Source organism: Bacillus sp. PK3-067 (assembly GCF_056738645.1).
Map to the genome: position 1 here is coordinate 5,377,614 of NZ_CP096490.1, position 23,446 is coordinate 5,401,059.

General features: G+C 34.5%; 20 protein-coding genes. 4 read left to right on the plus strand and 16 right to left on the minus strand.

All coding sequences use genetic code 11. From position 1 onward, the window contains the following. Window positions 1-19 precede the first annotated feature (19 nt). Window positions 20-1,588: a BCCT family transporter gene (locus M1D73_RS27675; protein ID WP_001242454.1), complete on the minus strand. Its 1,569-nt coding sequence runs from the start codon at window positions 1,586-1,588 to the stop codon at window positions 20-22. A 360-nt stretch (window positions 1,589-1,948) separates the two neighbouring features. After that, entirely contained in the window at window positions 1,949-3,019 is a 1,071-nt protein-coding gene (locus M1D73_RS27680) for a nitric oxide synthase oxygenase (protein ID WP_000047627.1), read from the minus strand. 217 nt (window positions 3,020-3,236) lie between these two features. On the opposite strand from M1D73_RS27680, the gene sodA reads away from it, so the two are divergent. Then, window positions 3,237-3,863, plus strand: a complete 627-nt coding sequence (sodA, locus tag M1D73_RS27685) for a superoxide dismutase [Mn] (protein ID WP_000094042.1) — start codon at window positions 3,237-3,239, stop codon at window positions 3,861-3,863. A gap of 88 nt (window positions 3,864-3,951) precedes the next feature. Here the strand turns inward: sodA and M1D73_RS27690 are convergent, their stop codons facing one another. The 4 genes from M1D73_RS27690 to trhA all read right to left on the minus strand — a co-directional run bounded on the left by M1D73_RS27690 (window position 3,952) and on the right by trhA (window position 7,823). Next, complete coding sequence (locus tag M1D73_RS27690) at window positions 3,952-4,839, minus strand: NAD-dependent epimerase/dehydratase family protein (RefSeq protein WP_033689455.1); 888 nt, start codon at window positions 4,837-4,839, stop codon at window positions 3,952-3,954. Between the two features lie 99 nt (window positions 4,840-4,938). Then, a complete protein-coding gene (locus M1D73_RS27695) occupies window positions 4,939-5,529 on the minus strand; it encodes an AmiS/UreI family transporter (RefSeq protein WP_000542569.1) in 591 nt (196 codons plus the stop codon). 445 nt (window positions 5,530-5,974) lie between these two features. Next, a complete protein-coding gene (gene galE, locus M1D73_RS27700) occupies window positions 5,975-6,991 on the minus strand; it encodes a UDP-glucose 4-epimerase GalE (protein ID WP_000996540.1) in 1,017 nt (338 codons plus the stop codon). A gap of 184 nt (window positions 6,992-7,175) precedes the next feature. Further along, window positions 7,176-7,823: a PAQR family membrane homeostasis protein TrhA gene (gene trhA, locus M1D73_RS27705; RefSeq protein ID WP_000995363.1), complete on the minus strand. Its 648-nt coding sequence runs from the start codon at window positions 7,821-7,823 to the stop codon at window positions 7,176-7,178. 164 nt (window positions 7,824-7,987) lie between these two features. Here trhA and M1D73_RS27710 point away from each other — a divergent pair, with 164 nt between their 5' ends. Next, window positions 7,988-8,548 (plus strand): DUF1836 domain-containing protein, encoded by a 561-nt coding sequence (locus M1D73_RS27710; protein WP_000427879.1) that lies wholly within the window; start codon window positions 7,988-7,990, stop codon window positions 8,546-8,548. A gap of 40 nt (window positions 8,549-8,588) precedes the next feature. On the opposite strand, the gene M1D73_RS27715 is transcribed toward M1D73_RS27710, so the two are convergent. After that, complete coding sequence (locus M1D73_RS27715; RefSeq protein ID WP_000039351.1) at window positions 8,589-10,034, minus strand: DEAD/DEAH box helicase; 1,446 nt, start codon at window positions 10,032-10,034, stop codon at window positions 8,589-8,591. Window positions 10,035-10,509: 475 nt separating this feature from the next. On the opposite strand from M1D73_RS27715, the gene guaC reads away from it, so the two are divergent. Both guaC and pepF read left to right on the plus strand, forming a co-directional pair. Then, window positions 10,510-11,493: a GMP reductase gene (guaC, locus tag M1D73_RS27720; protein ID WP_000432447.1), complete on the plus strand. Its 984-nt coding sequence runs from the start codon at window positions 10,510-10,512 to the stop codon at window positions 11,491-11,493. Window positions 11,494-11,629: 136 nt separating this feature from the next. Then, entirely contained in the window at window positions 11,630-13,447 is a 1,818-nt protein-coding gene (gene pepF, locus M1D73_RS27725; protein ID WP_098212638.1) for an oligoendopeptidase F, read from the plus strand. Between the two features lie 39 nt (window positions 13,448-13,486). On the opposite strand, the gene M1D73_RS27730 is transcribed toward pepF, so the two are convergent. The 9 genes from M1D73_RS27730 to walK all read right to left on the minus strand — a co-directional run bounded on the left by M1D73_RS27730 (window position 13,487) and on the right by walK (window position 23,444). Next, a complete protein-coding gene (locus M1D73_RS27730) occupies window positions 13,487-14,365 on the minus strand; it encodes a radical SAM/SPASM domain-containing protein (protein ID WP_000713633.1) in 879 nt (292 codons plus the stop codon). Window positions 14,366-14,584: 219 nt separating this feature from the next. Further along, the gene (locus M1D73_RS27735; protein WP_000253115.1) at window positions 14,585-16,603 is read right to left on the minus strand and encodes a GAF domain-containing sensor histidine kinase; all 2,019 of its coding nucleotides are present in this window, start codon (window positions 16,601-16,603) and stop codon (window positions 14,585-14,587) included. A 68-nt stretch (window positions 16,604-16,671) separates the two neighbouring features. Continuing rightward, window positions 16,672-17,151: a 23S rRNA (pseudouridine(1915)-N(3))-methyltransferase RlmH gene (rlmH, locus tag M1D73_RS27740; RefSeq protein ID WP_001027000.1), complete on the minus strand. Its 480-nt coding sequence runs from the start codon at window positions 17,149-17,151 to the stop codon at window positions 16,672-16,674. Between the two features lie 59 nt (window positions 17,152-17,210). After that, on the minus strand, window positions 17,211-17,396 hold the full coding sequence (locus tag M1D73_RS27745) for a CxxH/CxxC protein (RefSeq protein WP_001052827.1): 186 nt from the start codon (window positions 17,394-17,396) through the stop codon (window positions 17,211-17,213). A 53-nt stretch (window positions 17,397-17,449) separates the two neighbouring features. Then, window positions 17,450-18,625 (minus strand): S1C family serine protease, encoded by a 1,176-nt coding sequence (locus M1D73_RS27750; protein ID WP_000008033.1) that lies wholly within the window; start codon window positions 18,623-18,625, stop codon window positions 17,450-17,452. Window positions 18,626-18,688: 63 nt separating this feature from the next. Continuing rightward, complete coding sequence (locus M1D73_RS27755; RefSeq protein ID WP_000522837.1) at window positions 18,689-19,483, minus strand: MBL fold metallo-hydrolase; 795 nt, start codon at window positions 19,481-19,483, stop codon at window positions 18,689-18,691. After that, a complete protein-coding gene (locus tag M1D73_RS27760; protein ID WP_000383740.1) occupies window positions 19,467-20,309 on the minus strand; it encodes a two-component system regulatory protein YycI in 843 nt (280 codons plus the stop codon). Before M1D73_RS27760 ends, M1D73_RS27755 begins: the two co-directional genes overlap by 17 nt. Further along, complete coding sequence (locus M1D73_RS27765) at window positions 20,290-21,606, minus strand: YycH family regulatory protein (RefSeq protein WP_000061560.1); 1,317 nt, start codon at window positions 21,604-21,606, stop codon at window positions 20,290-20,292. The genes M1D73_RS27760 and M1D73_RS27765 overlap by 20 nt, the downstream gene beginning before the upstream one ends. Then, window positions 21,603-23,444: a cell wall metabolism sensor histidine kinase WalK gene (gene walK, locus M1D73_RS27770; protein ID WP_000755367.1), complete on the minus strand. Its 1,842-nt coding sequence runs from the start codon at window positions 23,442-23,444 to the stop codon at window positions 21,603-21,605. The genes M1D73_RS27765 and walK overlap by 4 nt, the downstream gene beginning before the upstream one ends. Window positions 23,445-23,446: the final 2 nt, after the last annotated feature.

Here is a 23,446-nt window from a genome sequence, read left to right on the forward strand (position 1 = left end):
TCCTCTTTTACGTTTTTATTTATTTTGATTTACTAGCCTTCTGAAATAAGAATGCAGTTTTATCTTCTTCTTTTACAATACCTTGTTTTAATGCTAATTCTCCCGCAACTTTAGGCGCTAACCATAGCATTGGGAATAACAAAATTGATACCGGAACTGCCGTCACCACGATAAACGATTGTAGCGCATTAATACTTCCTTCACCCATATATAAAAGAATTGCTGCAACTGCGCCCATAATAAGCGACCAAAAAATCCGCAAACTAATTCTAGGATCTCCGTCTCCAGTCACTGCCATTGAAATGGAATACGCCATTGAATCTCCTGTTGTCACTACAAATAAAATTGTTAATAAAAGAAATGCTGGTCCAATAATATTAGAAAGTGGCAATTGCCCTGTAATTGCAATCATAGCTGCCGGCATACCAGATTCACTTAATGCGTCCGAGATAGACCCAGGATTCATCAACTCATAAAACACGCCTGATCCACCTAATATAGTAAACCAAAATGTTGTAATAATAGGTGCGATAATTCCAATTGCAACGATGATTTCTCGAATCGTTCTCCCTCTTGAAATTCGACTCACTAAAATTGCCATCATTGGTCCGTATCCAATAAACCATCCCCAGAAAAAGATTGTCCAAGATCCTAACCAACTTGTATCACCACGGTATGTGCTCATCGGTATAAACTCATTTACATAAAATCCAAACGAAGAAACAAACGAATCAATAATAAATCCACCTGGCCCAAATAGTAATATGAATGCCATTAACACAATTGCTAATCTAACATTTAAATTACTTATAATTTGAATCCCTTTATCAATACCTGTTACTGCCGATATGGTAGACACGGCCACCACACAAACAATAATTGCTAATTGAGTAGTAAACACATCAGAAACTCCAAATAATTCTTGTAATCCATAACTTGCTTGTAAACCTAAAAATCCAATTGGGCCAATTGTTCCTGCAGCTACTGCAATAATTGCAGCTGCATCAATTATCGTTCCAAGCAGGCTCTTTCTTAATTTTTCCCCAAAAATAGGATATAAAAGTGTTCGAGGTTTTAGCGGCATATCTTTATGATAATGTCCATACATCATAACTACCGCACTAATTGTACCTAAAATCGTCCATGCTAAAAATCCCCAATGCATATAACTTTGTGCTAAAGCAGGCATGACTGCTTCTTTCGTTCCAGCAGATATACCATCATGTATTGGTGGCACCGTCATCAAATGATACATTGGCTCTGCTGCTGCCCAAAAAACGCCACCTCCAGCAAGTAATGTAGACATAATAATAGCAAGCCATTTTGCCGTACTAATCTCAGGTTTTTCTAATCCCCCAAGCTTAACTCTCCCATATTTGGAGAAAGCCATACACATCGCAACAATAAATGTACCTAATAATAAAACTTGCCAGAAGGCACCGAAATATTTAATTGAAAAAGCGAAACTTTTATTAATTGCACTCTCTACATAATACTTGTTCAAAAAAACTGCAATTACAAATAATAAAAGTGAACCACCACTAATAATAAATACAGGCCAATCAGTTTTTCGACTCTTCATCCTCATTTATACTTCCTCCTTCCTCAGCAATCTAAAAAAACAACTTTATTATGTTTTATTGTTTAAACCCAAAACATAATAATTATATATGCATAACATTTTATCGACTTCCCACATACTTATGTTGTCCCTAAAAATATGCCAAATCCCTTATTAAAAAGAAAAATTCTCTTCCTCTTACATAAAAAAGCAAAACAAAAGACCTTATATTTCTATAAGGTCTTCGAAACAGAAATTTGATTATAACATAAGGTACTCCTTGGTTCAAAAAGCCTCTTCCAAAAATAACCGAGAGTAAAGGCTTCCATTTGCTACATAACAGTAATTAAAAAAAATATATTTTGCAGAAAAAAACTGCACTAAATATTATTTATGAAAGAAATTTGGCTTCAAAATTTCATTCGGATACGGTTTATGATAAATGTGAGTGGTAGCTGGAGATAATGGCGGAATAAGCCATACCCAATTACCTGTTACAACACGACCACAAGCAGCTTCTTGCTTCTCAAATTGCTGAAATTGTTGTGCAGCAGTATGGTGATCAACAATACTAACTCCTTGTTTTTTAAAGGAGTGTAGTACGGCAATATTCAACTCAATTAGCGCCTTATCTTTCCATAAGGTACCGTTTCTCGATGTATCTAAATCCATCATCTCCGCAACAGCCGGAAGTAAATTATAACGATCATGATCTGCTAAGTTGCGCGCCCCAATTTCTGTTCCCATATACCATCCATTGAACGGAGCGGCTGTATAAGAAATACCGCCAATTTCTAAACGCATATCTGAAATCATTGGAACACCATACCATTTCACTCCAAGTGATGAAATAGGGTATTCTGGGTGTTCAATTGGCACTTCTTTTACTTCTTCTCTCGGAATTTCTTTATATGTAGGTGCCTTCCCGTTTATAGAGAACACAAGTGGCAATACATCGAAATTCGTACCTTCTCCTTGCCAACCAAGCCCCTGACAAAAGTCCGTAAATGTAGCGGAATGAGAATCACCAATCACTCCCGTTTCTGTTTTATATCCTGCATATCGAATCAATTGGTGATTATAAATTCTTATATTATTTTCTTCACCTTGATATTGCTTAAAAATCGTAATGGTTGGTTTAACTTTCCCGTCGTTCGTTGCATATTTAATATGATGAATTAATGCATTATATACACCCTCTTCATCATTTACTTCGCGCGCATCTAATATGTGCATCTTACTCCAAAATAGTCTTCCAATACATCTATTACTGTTACGCCATGCCATTCGTGAACCATGAACAAGTTCTTCAAATGTATGCTCATATGTCCCTGTCTTCTCTATCTCAATTTGAATTTCTTTTATACGTTCTTCTATCAATTGTTCTTTATGAAGCTCCTTATAACAAATCGTAATAAAATTACTTGCTTCTTCTATTAATTGTTTCGTTTTACTCATAAACAATCTCCTTCTATTTCAACAAAACCCTGCTACTTTACAGTATAAGCAAAAAGGATAGGAGTCACAAATGAAAGTGAGAGTGTTACTTTTATTGTAATATTTTTCAGAAAATTAATGGACTTACTATTGACTTATATGGAAAATGGGTGTATTTTTGACTCAGGTAAAGTATTTTTACCTAGACCAACTTTTTAAATAGAAAGGAGGTAATGTTATGTCTTCATTTCAATTGCCAAAGCTTTCATATGACTATGATGAACTAGAGCCACATATTGATAGCAATACACTTTCCATTCATCATGGAAAGCACCATGCGACATACGTAAATAATTTAAATGCTACTTTAGAAAATTATACTGAATTACATAATAAATCTTTAGAAGAATTGCTATGTAATTTAGATACTTTACCGAAGGAAATTGTTACAGCTGTACGAAATAACGGTGGCGGTCACTATTGTCATAGTCTTTTTTGGGAAGTGATGAGCCCACGAGGTGGCGGTGAGCCTAATGGAGACGTTGCAAAAGTAATTGATTATTATTTCAATACCTTTGACAACTTAAAAGATCAACTTTCCAAAGCAGCTATTAGTCGTTTTGGAAGTGGCTATGGATGGCTTGTTCTTGACGGTGAGGAACTCTCTGTTATGAGTACACCAAATCAAGATACGCCTTTGCAAGAAGGGAAAATCCCCTTACTCGTAATTGATGTATGGGAACATGCTTATTATTTAAAGTATCAAAATAGGCGCCCAGAGTTTGTTACCAACTGGTGGCATACAGTAAACTGGGACCAAGTAAACGAGAAGTATTTACAAGCAATTCAATCACAAAAACATTAGTCGTACGTATAAGGTAAATTTGGTAATGTAAAATCAGTATTGTCGAAATCCTCCAGAATCCCCCGGATTGCCACCGGGGGATTTATGATTACTTCATTGTATTTATATAATGTTTTAAAACATTTTTCATTTCTAGTTTCAGCTCTCGGAACAAAAATCCGAATTCACGAGCCTTTCCATTATGTAATGTACAGTTAGTTACCTCATTATAAGGAGCTATATTTTCCCCAGCTTTCTGAATGAGTGCTTTTATTCCTGTCTTCTCTTCTATGAAATGAATAATTTCTTCCGTAGAAACTACCCCGTTACTACAGGCGTTAATTGGCCCTTTCACATTTTCCATTCCGCACCAAGCTAGAAACTCTCCTGCCTCTTTTTCATGTATAAATGACAAAGTTCCATCTACATGATCCACAACGATAGGTTTTTGGTTCACAATACATTCAACGTAAAATTGTAACCTTTTCGTATAATCGTTTTCTCCAATAACAACTGGAAAACGAACTGCAACAACTGGGAATGTTGCTTGTTGAAATACAACGGCTTCAGCTAATCTCTTTCCTTCACCATAATTGAAGTCATTCCTATCTCCATACGCGATTGCATAATCGTACGGATTAAAGTCTTCTTCTGATAAGCTTAGGGCAGGTTCATAGACGGCCATTGAAGATGTCATAACATATTTCTTCGTTTTCCCTCGTAACACTTCACATATTATCTTCGCTGCATTCGAGCTATAGCATAAATTATCGTATACAATATCATAACTTTTTCCTTCTAGACGCTTTTCTAGTAGCTTTCCATCTTCTCTATCAATAATTATTCTTTTTACTGCGCTACCAAAAGAATCTTCAGTAACTCCCCTCGTCGCAATCGTTACATCGTGCTCCTCTTGCAAAAGTGCTTCTACTAAATGTTTACCAAAAAATCTTGTTCCCCCTAGCACCAATACTTTTTTCAACTTCATCATCCCCATTTTAGCAAATTGTAAAATACTACCTCTCTATTATAAGTGCCAACATATAAAAAGCATGGAATTCGTTTAACGATTCCATGCTTCTCTACAGAAAATATATTAACGTACTCGATATTTATAAATACAATAACAGAAGTACAAAATAGAAATTACTGATACATAAACCCATAGTTCATATACAAATCCCTCTCCCCACACTCCCATAAAATAAAAGAGTGAAGGTAAAGTCAATGTTACCCATGATTGTACGAAGGCAATCCTTCCAAGATATTGATTAATGTTCTTCTTTTGTGTATTTAATACAAAGAATAAATACCAAAGTAATGCCCACATAAACCATGTTAACGCATTAACAACATCATGGAATTGAACAAATGAAACAACCATATAGAATAAGGCTATAATTGCTACCCAAATACAAAACCATCCTAGACCACTACTATCCATTCCTTTTATAAAAGTAACACCTACATATAAATAAGTTAATCCAAATAAGAAAGTAGCCGCATATGAATACACTGTCCAATTGCTTTGGTCAGAAATCATGATCAAATAAAACGGAATAATAATTTGTAGTGCACCCACAAATAAATTAAAAACACCCGCACTTTTCATCTCTGCTTTCCCTAATATAACAAGACTATTTAAAAATAAAGCTGCCCCTGAAAGTAATAATCCTACATAACCCATATATATTCGTGTGAAAATCTTTACCTTTCACACTTTTAACCTCCCCACACTATAAAGTGATACTTATATTATTTTTCTTCCCATTTAAAACTACATACATAATTTTTCATTCAAATAAGTCAGACCTCCTACCTCAAAAAGGAGCGAACTTAAAACGCTTTCAATAATAAATAATCCTATTAAAACATGAACTAGGATTCCTTGATTATAAACGGACTCTAGCAATGATACAAGTGTTGGAATACTTTTCAATAATACGCTTTCAATTTCTATAAAAAATTAATAAAATAATACATTCCTCTATCTCATTCTACTACCTTCTAGCATAAGATATTGTAAAATCACATCATTTAAAACAGCGAACGCTCTTTTCTAGGTTCGCTAATAAAATTAATAAAAAATGACCTCTTGCTTTTATGCAAAGGTCATTTTTTTATATACATCATTAAACTTCTAAATAGCCATTTTTATTATTTGATTGCCATTTCCAAGAATCTGCACACATTTCTTCTAATCCACGTGTTGCCTCCCAGCCTAATTCACGCTTTGCTTTCGATGCATCAGCAAAACATACTGCTACATCACCTGGGCGACGCTCTGTAATTTTATAAGGAACTTTCTTGCCCGAAACTTTTTCAAACGCTTCAACCATCTCTAGTACACTATAGCCCATACCTGTGCCCAGGTTATAAGCATCTACTCCCGTTGTACTCAATACTTTCTCAAGCGCCTTTACATGACCATTTGCTAAGTCCACAACATGGATGTAATCACGGACTCCTGTTCCATCTTTCGTTGGATAGTCATTTCCGAATACGCTTAATTCTTTTAACTTACCTACCGCTACTTGCGTTACATATGGCATTAAGTTATTTGGGATTCCATTTGGATCTTCTCCGATACGCCCACTTTCGTGTGCACCAAATGGATTGAAATAGCGAAGTAATGCGATACTCCATTCTGCATCTGCAAATGCTACATCACGCATAATTTGCTCAATCATTAATTTCGTTTGACCATATGGATTTGTTGCACTTAATGGAAACTCCTCCGTAATCGGTGACGTTTCCGGGATACCATATACAGTTGCAGATGAACTAAAGATTATCTTCTTTACATTATGTTTCTGCATTACTTCACATAGCACTAACGTGCTTGTAATGTTGTTATGATAATATGTTAATGGAATCGCTACTGACTCCCCTACAGCTTTAAATCCTGCAAAGTGAATAACTGCTTCAATTGCATTTTCTTCAAAAATTGCGTCAAGCGCTTCGCGATTTAAAACATCTTCTTTATAAAACTTAAATTGTTTTCCTGTTATTTCTTTCACTCGATTTATAGATTCTACCGAGCTATTCGAAAGATTATCCACTACTATAACTTCGTAACCGCTATTTAGTAATTCTACACATGTATGACTACCAATATATCCTGCTCCACCTGTTACAAGTATTGCCATAATTATAGTCCTCCATATTTCATTCATTATAAACTTCTCAAAGTATATCACATATTTCTTATCCTATGTTTAACATGCGAACACAGAAACTTACATTTTATCCCATAATAAATTTATAACATATACGATTCTAATCAGGTAATAAAAAAACGCCACATAATTTTTATTATGTGGCGTTTTTTTATTAAATTACATAACAATATACACTTAGAAAATGCGCAAGACTACCTAATAATACAAAAACATGAAAAATTTCATGATGCCCCATATATTTAAACTCTAACCATTTTGGCTTTGTTCCATAAATAAATCCACCAATTGTATAAAAAATGCCCCCAAGTACTAAGAAAATAATGCCTCCTGTACTTAAATTCTCAGCTAACGGTGCAAAGAATAACACAATTAACCAACCCATCGTAATATAAATTGCTGTCGATAACCATCTTGGACAATTAAACCAAAACATTTTAAATACAATGCCACAAATCGCAGTTGCATAGACTAAACAAAATAATAGTAAACCACTTGCTGAATTTAATGTAATTAAGCAAAAGGGTGCATATGTACCTGCAATTAATATAAAAATCATAGAATGATCTAGCTTCCTAAAGAAGTAAATAACACGTTCATTGGCCACAACACTATGATACACAGCTGACGCCGTATAAAGGACCATCATTCCAATACCAAACAAAATAACAGCTGTAATTGCAGCAAATGATGGCATCTTGATAGAAACTTTCACAAGCATAGCTAATAAGGCAATAAATGATAATATTGCTCCACCTAAGTGAGTAAATGCATTAACCGGTTCCCTTACATAAGCATTCATAATAACACCCCTCATATAATTACATGTAGTTTTGATAACTACATGTAATTATATACACATTTCTTTTTAAGGTCAACATTTACAATTCATTTGTTTCGTAATACCATATTTAAAGATATATTAAACATTAAGTTCCACTAAGTTATAAAAGTGAGGGATTCTACGTGGAAAATATAAATGAATTACTTGAGACATTGCATTTAGAAAAAAACATTAAACTTGAGGATATTCCAAATGTTGACTTATATGTAGATCAAGTTGTTCAACTATTTGAGAATACTTATGCAGATACAACGAGAACTGATGATGAAAAAGTATTAACCAAAACCATGATTAATAATTACGCAAAAGGAAAACTATTCATCCCCATCAAAAATAAAAAGTATTCAAAAGAGCATATGATTTTAATTAGCCTAATTTATCAATTAAAGGGAGCTCTCTCCATTAACGACATAAAAAGTTCATTAGAAACTATAAATGACTCCTTATTAAATGATGATTCATTCGAATTAAATACGTTATACAAAAATTATCTTGCTCTTACTGAAAGCAATGTCGAAAGCTTTAAACAAGACGTAAATAACCGTGTTACAGAAGTAAATGAGATTTCTTCCTTAGAAGATACAAAGCTAGAAAAATTTCTACTACTAACATCCTTCGTGACTATGAGTAATATGTATAGACGTTTAGCGGAGCAACTAGTGGATGATTTAAAAGAATCATAAATAAAAAACTATCCACCTATTAAAGTGGATAGTTTTTTATTTACTTAATTGCTTCATGAACTTTTAGTTGTTTCCCTTTAATCGTTGTAGTCTTCATGACTTTCAAGACGAGTGGTCCTTTTCCATTTAATATTTCAACATAAGAAACATTATCTTGTATCGTTATAATACCTATATCTTCTGCTGTAACACCTTTAATTTTAGCAATTGTACCGACGAAATCTACCGCCCTAATTTTCTTTTTCTTCCCGCCATTAAAGTACAGCTTCATAATGCCTTTGTTGATGTCTGCATTTTTATCTTTCTTTATAATTGGTTTAGCATGTAGCTTTTCTTCAAATGCAGCTTTCTCTTTCATAACTTCTTCTTTTGAAGGTCCAATTGCCTTTGGAATTTCAAATCCAATATACTCCTCAATCTCTTCTAAAAATCTATTTTCATATGGTGTTATAAATGTAATAGCTTTTCCACTATTTCCAGCTCGTCCCGTTCTTCCAGTACGATGTACATAGCTTTCTTTTTCAAGTGGAATATCATAATTAATAACATGTGTAATATTATCAATATCAATTCCTCTCGCAGCTACATCTGTTGCTACTAAATAACGGAATTTTCCTTTTCTAAAATCATCCATGACTTCAAAACGATCTTCTTGTACCATACCACCATGTATTTTGTCACAGGGATAGTTAGCTCGTTTTAATTGTCTATATACATGATCTACATTTTCTTGTGTACGGCAGAAAATAATACAGCTATCAGGGTTCTCAATCGTTGTTACATCTTTAAGTAGTGAAAGCTTCTCGTCTTCTATCACCTCAAAAAGAGTATGTTCAATTTTATCCGTCGTAATCCCAGCCGCTTTAATTTCAATATGAGTTGGTGAATTCATATATGTACGAGACAATTTCTCAACATCTTCTGGAAGTGTTGCTGAAAATAACATCGTCATTCTTTTTGTAGGTAATTCATCAATAATTGCCTCTACTTGATCGATAAAGCCCATATTTAGCATCTCATCTGCTTCATCAATAACTAAATACTTCAAACACTCTAAAGAAAGGGTACCCTTCTCAATATGATCCAACACACGACCAGGAGTCCCAACTACAATATGTGTCTTTTGCTTTAATTCTAATTTTTGACGTGCAAATGGAGATTTCCCATAAACTGCCGCAGCCTTAATCCTTTTGAATCGACCTATATTTGTAATATCTTCTTTTACCTGTACCGCAAGCTCTCTCGTTGGTGTTAAAACTAATGCTTGTGGTTTATTCTCTTCCCACTCCACCATTTCACAAAGTGGAATACCAAATGAAGCTGTTTTTCCACTTCCAGTCTGGGACTTCACAACAAGATCCTTCTTTTGTAATGCAACTGGAATAACCTCACCTTGTACTTCTGTTGGATGATCATACCCTAACCCAGTAAGTGCCCTTACAATTTCCTTACTTAATTTATAATCAGAAAAACTTTTTTTACTCATATATTAACCTCATTTTATTCTGTATTATTTTCTTTTTTATCTTTTGTATACGTTACTATCACCCTACTTATTATACTTGAAACCTCACATAAAAGGTGAATCATGCCAGATTCATCTTTTTATATAGAAATAAACCTTTTCATTTCATATATTGTTCAACTACTTGATAACATCTTTTGCTCGTATTGTTAGCATTAACCTTTTTATAGTATCCTACATCCAATCAAAAAAATAAAAAGAATACATACAACCTTGTATAATTATCTTAATTTTTCAACCCTTCCCATAAACGAACAATAAAAACAAAAAAATGTTTTAAATTCGTTTTTAACGTTTTTTTTCAGATGTAAAATCTACTTTTTTAAAAAATGTTAAGAAATCCTTTGACTTCTTAATAAAAATAATGTAAATTATCCTATGGACGAACATTTTTGATTAATAAAAATAAAATATTCGTATTTTAGGGGTGTAAATGATGGAAAACGTATTTGACTATGAAGATATTCAATTAATTCCTGCAAAATGTATTGTAAATAGCCGCTCTGAATGTGATACAACTGTCACTTTAGGAAAACATAAATTTAAATTACCTGTCGTGCCTGCAAATATGCAAACGATTATTGATGAAAGAATTGCAACTTATTTAGCTGAGAACAACTACTTTTATATCATGCATCGTTTCCAACCAGAGAAACGAATCTCATTCATTAGAGATATGCAATCACGTGGATTAATCGCTTCTATCAGCGTTGGTGTAAAAGAGGACGAATATGAATTCGTACAACAATTAGCTGCTGAGCAACTTACACCTGAATATATCACGATTGATATCGCACACGGTCATTCTAATGCTGTGATTAACATGATTCAACATATTAAAAAACATTTACCAGAGAGCTTCGTTATTGCTGGAAACGTTGGAACTCCAGAAGCGGTAAGAGAATTAGAAAATGCTGGTGCCGATGCAACAAAAGTTGGTATTGGACCTGGTAAAGTTTGTATTACTAAAATTAAAACAGGCTTCGGAACTGGTGGTTGGCAGCTAGCTGCACTTCGCTGGTGTGCAAAAGCTGCAAGTAAGCCAATTATCGCTGATGGTGGTATTCGTACACACGGCGACGTAGCTAAATCTATTCGCTTTGGGGCAACTATGGTCATGATCGGTTCTCTATTCGCTGGTCACGAAGAGTCTCCAGGGGAAACAATTGAAAGAGATGGAAAACTTTATAAAGAATACTTCGGTTCTGCTTCTGAATTCCAAAAGGGTGAGAAGAAAAACGTTGAAGGTAAGAAAATGTTCGTTGAGCATAAAGGTTCTTTAGAAGATACGTTAATCGAAATGGAACAAGATCTTCAATCTTCTATCTCTTACGCTGGCGGAACAAAATTAGACGCTATTCGTACTGTAGATTATGTTGTCGTGAAAAACTCGATTTTCAATGGTGACAAAGTATATTAATTCTTAAATTAACTCGAAGGACAAGCATTTTCATGCTTGTCCTTCTTTTTTGTATATGAAAATGTAAAACATTTTAATTTAACTGAATTTTCTAGTATTATGTGTTTAGATAGTCTTAATAAGGGGGAGATACGACTTGAAAAATGTAATAGAAAATCGCCTTAATCGCGCAGAGGTACCCGCTGAACTAACATGGGATTTATCCGATTTGTATAATTCTGATGTCGAATGGCATACTGCATTAAACGCATTGGAAAATGATATACAGAAACTTGATTCATTTAAAGGGCATTTACATACTAGCTCCCACACTTTATTAAATTGCCTACTTTTAGAAGAAGAGCTTTTAATGACGTTAACAAAACTGTACTCATATGCAAATTTAAAAGAAGCTACTGATCGTACAAATCCAAGTATTCAAGCGAACTCTTCCAAAATTTCTGCTTTATGGACGAAAGTACATACTGCACTATCCTTTATTCATAATGAAATCCTCTCATTCGACGAAGGAACAATTGAAAGATGTTTAACTGAAGAAACAAAACTCGAACCTTTCCGTAAATCTTTACTAGAGATACTACAAAAAAGACAGCACACACTCTCTCCTGAAACAGAAGAAGCACTTGCTGCACTTGGCGAAGTTCATAGTTCTCCATACAAAATTTACGGCATGACTAAATTGGCCGATATGGATTTCACTTCTATACAAGACGAACAAGGAAACGAACTTCCTGTTTCATTCTCATTATTTGAAAGCAAATATGAATTTTCTCCAAGCACATATATACGTCGAAAAGCATATTCATCATTTGTTTCCACACTAAAACGATATAAAAATACAATTGCCACAACATATGCTACTGAAGTAAAAAAACAAGTAACACTTTCTCGTTTACGTAAATATGAATCCGTTACTCATATGCTATTAGAACCACAAAAGGTTCCACTTGAAATGTATAACAACCAACTTGATATTATTTATAAAGAACTAGCACCTCATATGCGCCGTTTTGCAGATTTAAAAAAGAGAGTATTAGGACTCGATCAAATGCTTTTCTGTGACTTACATGCACCTTTAGATCCCGAATTTAATCCGGCGATTACTTATGAAGAAGCAGGCACGCTCATTCAAGATTCTTTAAAAGTATTAGGCGATGAATATAGTTCCATAATCCAAAAAGGATTCAAAGAAAGATGGGTAGATCTTGCAGATAACGTAGGCAAATCAACAGGGGCATTTTGCTCAAGTCCATACGGCTCTCATCCCTATATTTTAATTACATGGCAAAATACGATGCGTGGATGCTTTACATTAGCACATGAATTTGGACATGCTGGTCATTTCTATTTAGCAAATAAAAACCAACGTATCATGAACATACGCCCATCTATGTACTTTGTTGAAGCACCATCAACCATGAATGAATTACTATTAGCTCAGCATTTACTAGCGACTACTGACGATAAGAGAATGCGCAGATGGGTCATTCTACAACTACTTGGCACATATTATCACAACTTTGTTACTCATTTACTTGAGGGTGAATATCAACGTAGAGTATATGCTCTAGCAGAAAAAGGACAGGCCCTTACAGCTACAACTTTAACTGAAATTAAAACAAATGTCCTTTCGACATTCTGGGGAGATTCTGTAGAAATCGATGAAGGTGCGGGCTTAACTTGGATGCGTCAGCCTCATTATTATATGGGTCTATATGCTTATACATATTCCGCAGGCCTCACTGCATCCACTGCAGTAGCTCAAATGATTAAAGAGGAAGGACAACCTGCTATTGATCGCTGGTTAGATGTGCTTCGTGCTGGTGGTACAATGAAACCACTTGAACTAATGAAACATGCCGGAGTAGATATGTCAAAAACAGATGCAATCCGTAAAGCTGTTTCTTACGTTGGTTCATTAATTGATGAATTAGAGCATTCTTATCAAGAATAAAAAAATAAGCCCTCGCTTTAATGAGGGCTTATTTCATATTTACTTCCCAAACCGTTTGCGATATCCACATTTCCTGCAAAGTTCTTCAACCGCAACTCTTTTCGAAAATCCATCGACAATGTTTGTTGCTCTTTCACCTTCAATAATGTTAGAAAATGAATCATTATTAATATTCCCAAGGTTAATAATCCCTTCACCATCTAAACAACAAGGAATAACTGTTCCATTCGCTAAAATACCCGCTTGATTACGAAGTCCATGACAGAATCCTTTCCCATCATCCTCTTCCTCATGTAATGCTGGCCACTGGAATTCATAGTCTTGATTAATAAAGACACGTTCTGCAATTTTTATACCTTTTCCTGGTGTAAGCTTCTCTTCAATTTGATAAGATAGATCAAATTCATTTTCAATTATAGATAATAACTCTCTATTTTTCTGGATTTCAGCATTTGTTTTATTATCCTGAGTTAAATTCCATAACCTTAACGATACAATTAAATCTGATTGACTTGTCGCTTCCCTAATGAAGGAAAGTATACTCCTTACATAGCCCTCTTTATCTTGCGAACCTGGATGTCCATCAAAACTATGCAGTGAAAAATTCATTTGTCTTAACGCAGGCTTATTTAACAGCCTATGTCTTCTCTTATTAATTAACGTTCCGTTCGTTGTAATATTAACTTTAAACCCTTTTTCATGACTTAAGTCTAATAGTTGATCTATTTTCGGATGGAGCAACGGCTCACCCTTCACGTGCAAATAAATGTAGTCTGTGTGAGGTTTAATTTGGTCTAATCTTTTAGCAAAATCCTCCACAGAAATGAATTGCTTCTGCCTTTCCGTCGGCGGACAAAAGCTACACGCAAGATTACATACACTCGTAATCTCCAAGTAAAACTTCTTAAACTTCTTCACCTTTAATTCCTCACTTCTCTAACTACTTATACTTTTTCCTCTTCATATTACAGCATATTTTTATGGAAATAGAAACATACTTATTTTAGGAAATCTACATACCATCTAATAATATTTAAAAGACCATCGGTAATTTTTGTCCAATGGTCTTTTTATCCTTTTATATACAAAGAATAAATTTATTTATGATACGGTTCATCGTAACTATTCTAAATAAGGTTATTTTTTATTATTTTCATAATTAAATTTAACAAAAAAGGTAGTGCCTTCCGATCCTGTTTGAATTTCTATTTTTGCATTATGGCGGGCAGCAATGGCATAACATACACCTAACCCCAATCCAGTTCCATTATCTTTGGTCGTGTAAAACGGCGTGCCCAGTTTCTCTAATACTTCAGGCCTGATACCTTTTCCTTGATCCCGCACTGCAAGCACCACACAATTTTGACCTTCCTTGTAAGTGCTAATGGTTAGAACTTTCCCTGTATTCATCGCTTCTAAGCCATTACGATATAGATTCATTAATAATTGCCGTATCTCATTACGATTTAAAAGTAATTCTGGAATGTCATTTGTATCGACTTGAATATATTTATTTTGATTGTACGTATCAATCTTTATTAAAGGAATAATATCGCGGATAATTGAATTTAAATCTAACATCTGCAAATCCAATTTCCTTGTATTACCCATTGAGAGAAATTCAGTAATAATAGAATTGGCACGGTTAAGTTCTTCAATCATTAAATAAAAGTACTTATTATGTTTCTCATAGGTATTCTCTTCTTTTAATAACTGTAAAAATCCCAGTACTGTTGTCATTGGATTTCTAATTTCATGGCTGATACCTGCTGCCATTTGCCCTATTAAATCTATATTGGATAATCGTTTCAATTCCTGTTCATATTTCTTTTTTTCCGTTATGTTTTTAAAAATACAACAAATACCATCATCATATGGGTATGCAATAACTTCGTGCCAATATTCATCTGCAGTAGAAAGAAATTCGAAATGAACTGTAGTTCGCTCTGACATCGCACGATGAAATTCCTTATACATAACTGTGTCAATTTCACTCGGGAAAACATTCCATATATTCTTTCCTAATACATCTTTTGCTGTTTTTCTTTGCGGAAAATATTGGTGCTTATTTACGTACGTAAATTCCCATTTATTATTTAAAATAAAAAATCCATCCGTAATACATTCAATCACACTTGTAACTTTTTCATTAGCAGCAGCTAACTCTCTCGTTCGCTCTTCCACTATGCTCTCTAGTTGATCCATATACAACAAATTCGAAAACGTAGGGGCTGTGGCATCAACGATAGATTTTGCTAGTTGAAGTTGGGAATCATCATAATTGTGAGCTTTTCCTTCTTTGCCAACGACGATTACCCCTAATACTTCTCCCATCGAAACCAATGGAATCATCAATAGACCCTTACTATCTATATTTTTTGTTTGAATAACCTCTTGGATCTTGGCTTCATAGCTTTTCTCTGTCCAATCCGCTTCTGTCCAATGACAGTCCTTACTTAATTTCGTTGTTTTAATTGTTGTTTTGTCTAGCGGATCTAGAAGATGAGCAGTCATATTTTTACTCTCTAAAATCTGTTCTAGGTAAAAAAAGCATTTATCAAAACTCTCCTGTATCGAGGAACACATCGATAAATCACGTGTAACATTTAGTAACAGTTGTTTCTCAGCAATAAGGTTTTCCTTTTGTTTTAAATTATTTGCGTTTTGAATTGCAACCGCAGCCATATTTACATAAGCTTCAACACTTTGAATTTCTGAATCTGTTAAGTTCATCGGAATTCCATAATCAAATAAAAAAACCAGACCAAATAACTCTTGCCCAAATGAGATAGGCAGAGCTAATAAGGACTTAATTTTGAATGCATTAACCGGTCTCGGATCTGGTCGATGATCCTTTGAGGTATCAGGAATATAGATGGTTCTTTTCGTTTCAATAACTTCTTTTGCCAGTAAGTCTATTTCAGGATCAATTACTTGAGTATCGAGCGTTACACCATTTATAGTCTCTGGTTTTCCTGCAAACCCTCTAAATGTTCCATCTTCCTGGGGTAAATAAATTCCAACAGCGTCGCACCTAACAATCTCCTCTGATATCGCCATTGTCACACGCTGCAATACGTCACGTAGTTCTAATTTCGTATTTATTATTTTTGTTATATTCGCGAGCCTAGAATATCTCGTCTGATCACTTACCATTCACATAGCCTCCAGTTATAGGCATAATAAAATAAATATGATAATATCAGTGTTTTATATAGAATACATTACTTATGATACGGTTCCCCACGATTAATCCGAAACGCTCTATACACTTGCTCAAGCAACACTAATCGCATTAATTGGTGTGGTAATGTCATCTTTGAAAAAGAAAGTGATTCATTTGAACGCTTCATCACTTCTGAGCTTAGTCCAAGTGATCCACCAATTACAAATGCGACTTTACTCTTTCCGTATGTAGCAAGGCGATCTAGACTTATCGCGAATTCTTCTGATGACTTTTGCTTTCCTTCTATAGCTAATGCAATCACATGTGTGTCATCAGAAATTTTATCCAGTATACGTATACCTTCTTTTTCCTTTACAATTAACATTTCTGCTTCACTTAAATTTTCTGGCGCCTTTTCATCAGGCAATTCAATTACTTCTACTTTTGCGTATGCAGATAATCGTTTTAAGTATTCTGCTATACCTTGTTTCAAATATTTTTCTTTTAATTTCCCAATTGAAATAATCGAGATATTCACACGTATCCTCCACCTTACAAACATGTTATCCACAAAACTTATCCACATATCCACAAATACTACCCACATATTGTGTGAGAATCTGTGTTCGATACAACATATGTCGCCTCATTTTGACAAAATTCACATGTTTTTTTCTCTTTTTCCGAGTTATCCACATTGTTGATAACTGGCGCAACTTCACACTCATCCACAATAATATCTAACGCTAATTCAACATGCTCTAAACAACAAGGTAAATTCATTTTCTTCACCTCACTTTTCTACAATAGAAAACAGGAGGTAGGCCCTCCTGTTTTTAATACTTTTGAATGCCTAATTTCACTGTTGTTGTTACTCTTTTTGTGCCACGATAAAACGTAAGAGTCATTTTATCATTAATTTCCTTATCATATAAGGCCGTACGGAATCCAATAATATCGCGAATCGGTTTTCCATCTACCGCCACAATAACATCATGTTCTCTTAAACCAGCATCCGCACCTGGCGAAGGACTTTTCACATCCAAAATACAAACTCCCTCTGTTACAGTACCTGGTAAATGTAATGTTTTTGACCAATAATAGTTTGGAATTTCATTTAATGACCTAAGTTCAATCCCAACATATGGTCTTCTTACTTTTCCATACTTCTCAAGTTCATTCATAATCGGAACAGCTCTAGTCACCGGAATAGCAAGGCCGATTCCTTCTACTTCTTTTGCAGCAATTTTCATTGAATTAATACCAATTAATTGTCCTGCTGCATTTACAAGCGCACCGCCACTATTCCCCGGATTAATCGCTGCATCTGTTTGTAACACTTCTACTTGCCAATCATAATGTCCATCTTGATCTAAATCTACAGGGACAATACGTTCATTAGCTGAAATAATACCTTGTGTAACTGTTCCAGAAAATTGCAGTCCAAGCGGGTTTCCAATCGCAATAACTGGCTCTCCTCTGCGAACAGTATTAGAATCGCCAATTTCAATTATTTTTTTCACATGCTTTGCATCTATTTCTAATACAGCTAAGTCTGTGACTACATCGGTTCCTAATACTTTTCCAGGAACCTTCTTACCGTCACTTAGACTTACTTCAATACGATTCGCTCCAGCTACAACATGATTATTCGTTACAATATAAGCTTGACCATCTGTCTTTTTATAAATTACTCCTGATCCTGTACCGGCCTCTGAATCTGCCTCTGAAAAGTTATCTCGTTGAATGTTAATAACACCCACAACAGCTTCAGATGCACGATCAACAGCATCTACAAAGCTAATCTGTTTAATCCCTTGAGTTTCGGCCATATTACTTCCGCTTGCTTCAGCTTGCGGAAGCGTATCAGCAGAATTTGAAAATAAAGGCGCTCCAAACGCGAATAAAGAAGCTCCTACAATTGTTCCCGCTATACTAGAAAGAACTATACCTTTGTGCTTCTTTTTTCCTGCACGTTTCATACGATAATTTTCTTCATCAATAAAGGACATATTTGTTCACCTATCTTCCTGAAAACAACTATATTCACCTTTATTGTTTACTAAAATGAAGAATTATACGTATTGAATTTTTGTAGGCATTTTTGGATCTGTATCGTGAATTTCAAAGGATTCACCCACTCCAAATCCTTTTTCCTCTAGTACTTGTGATACTGACATACGCGCTAGTTCTTTCATGTTATTATCTAAGCTTAAATGGGCTAAATAAATATGCTTTGTCTCATCTGTAATTACATCTGCCATCGCTAATGCAGCATCCTCATTACAAACATGCCCAACGTCACTTAAAATACGTCGTTTAATGCTCCATGGATAACGTCCCATACGAAGCATTTCTACATCATGATTACTTTCAAATACGAAAGCATTAGCTCCCTTAATAACGCCTTTCATACGGTCACTTACGTATCCCGTATCTGTAATAAGCGCTAACTTCCTATTATTGTTATGGAAAGCATAAAACATCGGTTCTGCCGCATCATGAGAAACTCCAAATGACTCGACTTCAATATCACCAAAGGTTTTCACATCACCAACTGAGAAAATAAACTTTTGTTCAGTTGGGATATTTCCTATTAAATGTTCCATTGCATTCCATGTTTTCTCATTCGCATAAACAGGTAAATCATATTTACGTGCCAGTACACCTAAACCTTTAATATGATCACTATGCTCATGCGTTACAAGAATACCTGATACATCATTTATATTCAGTTCTGCTTGTTTAAATAAAGCCTCTGTTGCTTTACCACTTAAACCTGCGTCGACTAGTAATTTTTTTTCATCGGTTCCTACGTATAGCATATTTCCTGTACTTCCACTTGCAAGTACGCTAAAATGCAACCCCATTCTTTCTCACTCCAGTATGTTCATCAACCACTTGATTTTCCTTTTCTCCTAATTCCATAACTTGTCCTTCAATTGCATTCACAAAGAAGTCCTGCTTCTGCTCCGTTTTCAAATTCCACGTTGGAGCCAGTACTTGGTTATTAGAAGTAGATGCGGTAAGAGTGGCATAACCAATTTGCGCTTCTTTAACATGCGTATTTCCATGAATTTTATTTTTTAAATACAAATTTTCTAAAGCTGTTTGAGCCGTAATAATTTCTTGCTCTTTCGTTTTTTCACCTTCGCCCATTTCTTTTAAATCAGTTAGCATTGTCTGCGTATATGAAACAAGTTCATTTTTTTCATTTAATTCCACAACAATCATCGCCTGATTATTATAGAAAATAGGCTTATCTTTATATTTTTGGAAGAAATAAATTTTAGAGTCTTTCACCGCTCCAAATTCATACTTTTGTCCATCCAATACATAGTTCTTCAAAAATTCATTATACTTATCTTTTGATAATGATTTCGTATTTAAAAAAGGCTCTTTTAGCTTACTTTCTATCTTGTACATATTTTGTATATGCACCGTTTGATTTTTCAAAGACTGTATATCTTCTTCTTTAAAAGCTTTATTTTCTGCTCTAATAAATGACTCTTTTTTCGGTTCTTTAGGGATATTTCCCATCGTAATTTTGTTTGCTTTTAATTCTTGATCTATCTTTGTTTCTGCAATAAGCTCCAATTGATTACTATCTTGCTTTTGAATGAATTGGAAAATGAGAAAGAGGTCCAAAACAAAAAAGGTCACAATAAATATGGTTTTAATCCGATCCCAATCCATTTAGTCCTCCCTCACTCCACTCATAGATTTTCTGTTTACCTGTTTCATCTTCAACAAGCTTTACATACCAAATTGGTTGTAATCGAACTACTTGTCCATCTAGTGATAACTTGTATCCAATACCAATATCCTTAATTACTTGTTTCTTTATCTCTGGATTATTTTCTAGGGATGCTATTACAACATGCCCTGACGGAAGAGTAACCTTCTGTTCTATACCTTTAGTATTTAAAGACAGCAACGGTCTTTCATATTCCATTACTTCTTCTGATCCCCATATTTGTCTCAATTCAGCTAATCCATCTTCATTGAATACTGAATATCCATCTTCATTTAAACGAAATACTGTCTCTCCTTTATTCATATAGTCCAAACGATATGAATCCAAACTTCCACTGTGACCACTTACGAATTCAAAGCTTTTTTGTAAAAGCATTAAATTATCTATCGTTTTCTCAGTTAAGACAGAAGAGTTTTTATACTTTAGCATGTGACGATCGTTTTCAATTTCCATGGATCTAATACCATCTGTAAATGTTTCTTTCGACATCTCGGTAATCGGACTTAAATAACGAGGATCACTAAACAGAGCATTCTTAAACGTATCAACTGCTAAATTAGATGAAATATATGTTATATTGTTTAACTCTGTCGTTCCATCTGGTAAAAATAACTTTTTCATATCATTAAGTTGATAATCAAAATAAGGCTTTGCTGATACTATAAATTGATTTTGGGCATTTACAATATCTTTTAAATACACGCCACTTAATTTTGCCTCGTATATTTTAAAGTTATCACCATCAGAAACAAAGTTAATTTTAATTTCTTGATCCTTACTTCGAGAAGGATCGAGGAGAATACGATTAAAATGTTTAGGCTTATCTGTACTCTTCTCTTTCATGTTAAACATGGATTTTACTGCATCAAATGGGATATCGGTAGGGAAAACAAGTTCAACTTTCCCTTCACCATGCACATATGAAAGGAAATCACCCTTAGTGATTGATATCTCTTTAAAATCATGTAGTTCCCCTACTTCCAGAGGCTTATAGATTGATTCTATATCTGCCTCTCTTCTGCTCCCATAATGATTTTTATCTTTATGCACGATGATAGAAGTAGGACGGACAACATCGGAAATTTTAGTTTGGTTCATTCCTTCATTTCCCTGCACAAATTTCGCGTTTTGCATGGATGTAGAATCTGGCACATACGTCCATAGGTTAAAAGTAAGAAATAGGCTAATTACAACTAGGTTAATTAAAACTATTGTTTTAAAGTTTTCCATACTCATTCCCAATCGTCCTCTTCATCTGCTGCCATTGGTAACGTGAAATAAATAGTTGTCCCTTTTCCTTCTTCACTCTTCGCCCAAATAGAGCCACCATGTGCCTCAATCATTTCTTTTGCAATTGCTAATCCAAGCCCAGTACCACCCATTTGTCTTGAACGAGCTTTATCTACGCGATAAAAACGTTCAAAGATTTTATCAACGTTTTCTTTTGGAATACCCATTCCTTGGTCACTTACACTAATTTCTAATAAATCACCGCGATCACGTAAACGATATGTTACTGTTCCACCTTCTGGTGAATACTTTAATGCGTTAGAAATAATGTTATACAGCACTTGAGTAATTTTGTCAGTATCCATATCAATAAATCTAGATTTCTTAGAGAAAGATCGTTTGAAACTTACATTTTGCTCTTTAGACATTTCAAAGCGATCAATAATATTATTAAAGAAATCAGTAAAGTCGACCCATTCTTTCATTAAACGATGCTCTGTACTATCAAGTTTAGATAGCTGTAACAACGCATTTACAAGTCTAATCATTCTTTCTGTTTCTTCTTGTGTAACCGTTAAAAATTGTGGTGCAATATTTGGATCCTGCCATGCTCCATCTGTAAGTGCCTCTAAATAACTGCGCATCGTCGTTAATGGCGTCCTTAATTCATGAGAGACATTCGCCACAAACTCACGGCGTTCCCGTTCTATACGCTCCTGCTCTGTTACATCATATAGTACAGCAATTAAGCCGTTTGCCTTCCCTGTTTCTTTTTGAATAACAGAGAAACTAGCACGTAAAATATATGGTTCGTTTCTCGTACTAAAATCTAATAAAACAGAATCTGGCTCTTCATATAAATGATCGAGCGTAAATTCTTCCTGTATCCCTAATACCTCTAAAACAGATTGATCGAGCGCTGTTTCACGAGAAACATTTAACATCTTTTCCGCAGGATCATTTAGTAAAATAATATCCCCTTTTCGGTCAGTAGCAATTACTCCATCTGTCATATGTGATAAAACAGATGATAATTTACGCCTTTCACTTTCTGTAGAAGAACGAGCTTGTTGTAATTTTTTTGATAAATTATTGAAGGATAATGCCAGTTGTCCAATTTCATCATGGCTATGCACTTTTACTTTTCTCGAATAATTTCCTTTTGCCATTTCGATTGCTTGTCTCCGCATATCTGAAATTGGTCTTGTAATTGTTTGAGCCAATAAAATCCCAAGTACGGCCGTTACTAATAAAGCAATTACTGTTCCCGTAGCAAAAATTTGATTTATATCCTTCATTTGTTTATATACATCTTCCATAGATGCCACAATGTAAATAACACCAAGCGCATCCTTACCGTTATCATCTAGAATCGGAGTAAGCATAACTTGAACACGATGACCTGTACTACCATCCTTCTCAATTTTCACTTCCGGCTTTTTTTGTACTAACACTCGCTGAACAGCTATATCAGTTGATGTTCGATTCACCTTATTCTGCTTTGATTCATCTGAAATAGCCAGTAACTTTCTGTGCGAATCAAATACACTTACCTCTTGTATAACTTTCTTCTGATCAGAGGCAAATTTTCGAATTGAAGTTTTAATCGTTTCATCTGTTGACTCTGTTTCTGCTTTTGTATAACTTTTTTTAAACTCTTGCTTCAAATTATATGATAATAAGTTTGTTTGCTGCGTTAAAGAATCCCTAAAACCTTGTACTAAGCTCTTCTCTAATTCCCTTACGAAATATACTCCAATAACTTGCATCGCTATTAATATTAATAGCATATATATAAGCACAAATTTTAAATGAATAGATTGAAAAAAACCAACTTTCTTCATAT